Below are 4,871 nucleotides of genomic sequence, written 5' to 3' on the forward strand. Positions count from 1 at the left end.
GGCGTGCCCGCGAAGGGCTGCAAAGCAGCCCCAGTAACGCTTAACTGACAGGCATAAGGCAGCCTTTATTCGCTATGATTTGACCATTTTGCTTGGCTACCGAATTGAGCAATTCGTCAGCACCCACTATGGAGAAACAGCAATGCATAGCGAGCTGGACGCCTACGATCGGCGCATTCTTGAACTGCTGCAAGAGGACGCTTCGCTTTCCAGCGCGCAGATTGCCGAGCGTGTGGGGCTGTCACAGTCACCGTGCTGGCGGCGTATCCAGCGTTTGAAGGACGAGGGGGTGATTCGTGGGCAGGTGACCTTGCTCGACCGCAAGAAGATCGGCCTGAACACCCAGATATTCGCCGAGGTGAAGCTCAATGCCCACGGGCGCTCCAACTTCACCGAATTCACCGAGGCCATTCGCGGCTTCCCGGAGGTGCTGGAATGCTATGTGCTGATGGGCGCGGTGGATTTTTTGCTGCGCATCGTTACCTCGGATATCGAGGCCTATGAGCGGTTCTTCTTCGAAAAGCTGTCGAACGTGCCTGGGATTCAGGAAGTGAACTCGATTGTGGCGCTTTCAGAGATCAAGTCCACTACAAGCCTGCCGCTGCGGACCCGCTGACGTGGTCCCTTGTAGGAGCGGCCTTGCGTCGCGAAAGGGCCGCAAAGCGGCCCCGGCAGTATCTGCTTGAAGCGCAGATCCCGGGGGCGCTTCGCACCCCTTTCGCGACGCAAGGCCGCTCCTACAGGGCCGCATCAGGCCTTGAGCAGGTGCTTCCAGCCACGGCTCTGGTCGACTGCCCGAGCCTGGTCGATGCGTGCTTCCAGCACTTCATCGCTGATCGGCAGTTCGGCCAGCTCGTGCAGCTTCTTCAGGTCGCCATACAGGCGGTCCATCTGCGGTGCTTCCAGCACCTGGCGGGCGTGGTGCAGCCAGGCCAGCAGTTGTTCAATCCGCGGCAGTTGCTCAGCCAGGTCTTCGGGGCGCTGGGTGTACAGCGGCAGGTTCAGTGCACGGCCTTCTTCACCCAGCAAATGGCCCATCCAGCTGGCCAGCTGCGCCTTGCCCTGGCGTTCGCCACGGCCCTTGCGTTCCACTGTCCAGGTGCGGGCCAGCAGCCAGCGTGAGGTTTCCAGGGAGAACTGGCCCCAGCGCACGTCTTCCAGCTCTTCGGCAAACTGCTCGGGCGCGGCGCGGCGGATGTCTTCGTCGTCGTTACCGGCCTGCACCAGCGGGCGCCAGTCTTCCAGCAGGGCGTCGAGGCTGCTGCGCAGTTCACGGGTAGCGGCACGCGGTGCGGCCTGGCCCAGGCTGGCGGTCAACGCACGCAGTTCGCTCAGGCACTCGACCCAGTCCTGCAACAGGCGCCAGTGGCCATTGTGGCGGTACTGCTCGGCCAGGCGCTGGCTGCTGCCCAGCAGTTGCCAGGCCAGGGCGGCGTAGGCGTCGTCCACGGCCATTTCCGCGTCCAGCTCGGCACCTGGCAGGCCCAGCTCATAGCTGTCTGGCTCCAGCAGGCGATAGCCGCGCTCGGCCTTGCTGATGTCGCACGGCATCAACGGCAGGCTGGCGGCCAGCTCGGCGGCCAGTTCCAGCAGTGCCTGCGGCTCACCTTCGCGCAGCTCCAGTTCCAGCTCGCAGATGGCTTCCTTGCGCTTGCCGGCGACCACGAAGCCTTGGTCCAGCGCGGCCTCGATCACCACCTTGCTTTTGCCACGGCCCCAGGCGATTTCGGCGAACTCGCGGGTGAAGTCCGTGGTGAACAGTGGCTTGATGGTCTTTTTGTCCAGGCCGGCCAGTTGTTCGGGCCAGCAGGTGGCATCGAGCTTTTTCAGGTCCAGCTTGGGCTTGTCCAGGTTCCACTCGTACTCATTGCGCTCCGACAAGCCCGCTACGCTTTGGCCGCGGCACTTGAGGGTCTGGATGACCACATCGCCATCGCGACGCAGGCGCAGGGCCACGCGGGCAGCAGACAGCTCACGCTCGGCAGTGTCGAAGTACTGGTTGGTCAGTTCGCGGGTCTGCCAGCCGGACTTGTTGCGCTTTTTCAGCAGAGGGTGCTCGCGCAGGGCGGCAAGGGTCTCGCGGCTGGCGCGTAGCTTGAGTTCGGTTTCTTTGTGCATCACAGACTCGAAGGAGGGGGCGTGGTTGGCAAGGAGTTTACAGCAGTCGGCCGCGCTCTGTCGGGTCGCGGTGGTTTCTTCGCGGGCTCGCCCGCGAAGAAGCCCACACGCTTGCCCTGGGAACGATAGGCATTGTTATGATGGGCAACGCTTCCCAGGAGTACGCGCATGCCGTTGCCGACGCTGAAAGACCAGTTTGCCGCCTTGATCGCCGCGCCTTCGGTCAGTTGCACCCAGCCAGCGCTGGACCAGTCCAACCGCCAGGTCATCGAGCTGCTGGCCGGTTGGCTGGGCGACCTGGGGTTCCAGTGTGACATTCAGCAGGTTACCCCCGGCAAGTTCAACCTGCTGGCCAGCCGCGGCACCGGCCCGGGCGGCCTTGTGCTGGCGGGGCACAGCGACACCGTGCCCTACGACGAACAACTGTGGCGCAGTGACCCGCTGAAGCTGACAGAAACCGACGGGCGCTGGGTTGGCCTGGGTAGCTGCGACATGAAAGGGTTCTTCGCCCTGATCATCGAAGCCGTCATTCCGATGCTGGAGCACGATTTCAAGCAGCCCCTGCTGATCCTCGCCACCTGTGACGAAGAAAGCTCCATGTCTGGTGCCCGCGCCCTGGCCGAGGCCGGCCAGCCGTTGGGGCGAGCGGCGGTGATCGGCGAACCGACCGGGCTGCGGCCGATCCGCATGCACAAGGGCATCCTCATGGAGCGCATCGATATCCTGGGGCGCAGCGGCCATTCCTCGGACCCAAGCCTGGGCCACAGCGCCATGGAAGCCATGCACGCGGTCATGGGCGAGCTGATGGGCCTGCGCCAGCAATGGCAGCAAACCTACCGCAACCCACAGTTCAGCGTGCCCACCCCGACCATGAACTTTGGCTGCATCCACGGCGGCGACAACCCAAACCGTATCTGCGGCCAGTGCGCACTGGAGTTCGACCTTAGGCCTTTGCCGGGCATGGATGCCGAGCAGTTGCGGTCGGCCATCCGCGAGAAACTGCAGCCGCTGGCCGAGCGCCACGAGGTCCGTATCGACTACGCACCGCTGTTCCCGGAGGTGCCGCCGTTCGAGCAGGCGGCCGATGCCGAGCTGGTGCAGGTAGCCGAACGCCTGACCGGCCATCGCGCCGAAGCGGTGGCGTTCGGCACCGAAGCACCTTATCTTCAGCAGCTGGGTTGCCAGACCATCGTGTTGGGCCCCGGCGACATCGCCTGCGCCCACCAGCCTGGCGAATACCTTGAAATGTCACGAATCGAGCCTACCGTGCGTCTATTGCGTGACCTGATCCGGCACTATTGCCTGCACTAAACGTCAATCGTACTGATTCGTTCCTGCCTAGAGGAGACCGCGCGTGACCGCAAGCCTGTTCCGACGATGATCCTGAACGCCCCGTGTATCGCCGTTCTCCGTCCACTTATCCACAGGCCCTGTCATGCCCGATTACGTCAACTGGCTGCGTCATGCCTCCCCGTACATCAATGCCCATCGCGACTGCACCTTCGTGGTCATGCTGCCTGGCGATGGGGTAGAGCACCCCAACTTCGGCAATATCGTCCACGACCTGGTCCTGCTGCACAGCCTTGGCGTGCGCCTGGTACTGGTGCACGGCTCGCGCCCGCAGATCGAAAGCCGTCTGGCTGAGCGCGGCCTGACGCCGCATTACCACCGCGGCCTGCGCATCACCGATGCCGCCACCCTGGACTGCGTGATCGACGCCGTCGGCGCCCTGCGCCTGGCCATCGAGGCGCGCCTGTCGATGGACATCGCGGCCTCGCCGATGCAGGGCTCTCGCCTGCGCGTGGCGTCCGGCAACCTGGTCACCGCACGGCCGATCGGTGTGCTCGAAGGGGTGGACTACCACCATACCGGCGAAGTGCGCCGGGTCGACCGCAAGGGCATCAGCCGCCTGCTCGACGAGCGCTCCATCGTGCTGTTGTCGCCCTTGGGTTACTCACCCACCGGGGAGATCTTCAACCTGGCCTGCGAGGACGTCGCTACCCGCGCGGCCATCGACCTGGGTGCCGACAAGCTGCTGCTGTTCGGCGCCGAGCCAGGTTTGCTGGACGCAGACGGCAAGCTGATACGCGAGCTGCGCCCACAACAGGTGGCCCCGCACCTGCAGCGCCTGGGCAGCGATTACCAGGGCGAGTTGCTGGATGCTGCGGCTGAAGCCTGCAAGGGCGGCGTCGCGCGTAGCCACATCGTCAGTTATGCCGAAGACGGCGCCCTGCTGACCGAGCTGTTTACCCGCGGCGGGGGCGGCACGCTGGTATCGCAGGAGCAGTTCGAGGTGGTGCGCGAGGCGACCATCGAAGACGTCGGTGGCTTGCTCGACCTGATCAGCCCGCTGGAGGAGCAGGGCATCCTGGTGCGTCGCTCGCGCGAGGTGCTGGAGCGTGAGATCGAGCAATTCAGTGTGGTCGAGCGCGAAGGCATGATCATCGCCTGTGCGGCGCTGTACCCGATTGCCGATTCCGAGGCCGGCGAGCTGGCGTGCCTCGCGGTCAACCCGGAGTACCGCCATGGTGGGCGGGGCGACGAATTGCTGGAGCGTATCGAGAGCCGTGCGCGGCAAATGGGCTTGAGTACCCTGTTCGTGCTTACCACGCGCACGGCGCACTGGTTCCGCGAACGTGGCTTTGCGCCGAGTGGCGTGGAGCGACTGCCGTCAGCGCGGGCTTCGCTGTACAACTACCAGCGTAATTCGAAGATTTTCGAGAAGTCTTTGTAAACCTGTACCGGCCCTATCG

General features: G+C 64.3%; 4 protein-coding genes. 3 read left to right on the forward strand and 1 reads right to left on the reverse strand.

Annotated elements, in window-relative coordinates; all coding sequences use genetic code 11:
* Positions 1-142: 142 nt before the first annotated feature.
* Entirely contained in the window at positions 143-616 is a 474-nt protein-coding gene (locus tag G1E_RS24345) for an Lrp/AsnC family transcriptional regulator (protein WP_009684126.1), read from the forward strand.
* Between the two features lie 134 nt (positions 617-750).
* On the opposite strand, the gene G1E_RS24350 is transcribed toward G1E_RS24345, so the two are convergent.
* On the reverse strand, positions 751-2,118 hold the full coding sequence (locus G1E_RS24350; protein WP_047150185.1) for an inorganic triphosphatase: 1,368 nt from the start codon (positions 2,116-2,118) through the stop codon (positions 751-753).
* 168 nt (positions 2,119-2,286) lie between these two features.
* Between G1E_RS24350 and argE the strand changes: the two genes are divergently transcribed.
* Both argE and argA read left to right on the forward strand, forming a co-directional pair.
* Entirely contained in the window at positions 2,287-3,429 is a 1,143-nt protein-coding gene (argE, locus tag G1E_RS24355) for an acetylornithine deacetylase (protein ID WP_047150186.1), read from the forward strand.
* Positions 3,430-3,553: 124 nt separating this feature from the next.
* Positions 3,554-4,852: an amino-acid N-acetyltransferase gene (argA, locus tag G1E_RS24360; protein WP_009684121.1), complete on the forward strand. Its 1,299-nt coding sequence runs from the start codon at positions 3,554-3,556 to the stop codon at positions 4,850-4,852.
* The last annotated feature ends 19 nt before the right edge of the window (positions 4,853-4,871 follow it).

It is taken from the genome of Pseudomonas sp. TJI-51, assembly GCF_000190455.2.
GTDB lineage: Bacteria > Pseudomonadota > Gammaproteobacteria > Pseudomonadales > Pseudomonadaceae > Aquipseudomonas > Aquipseudomonas juntendi.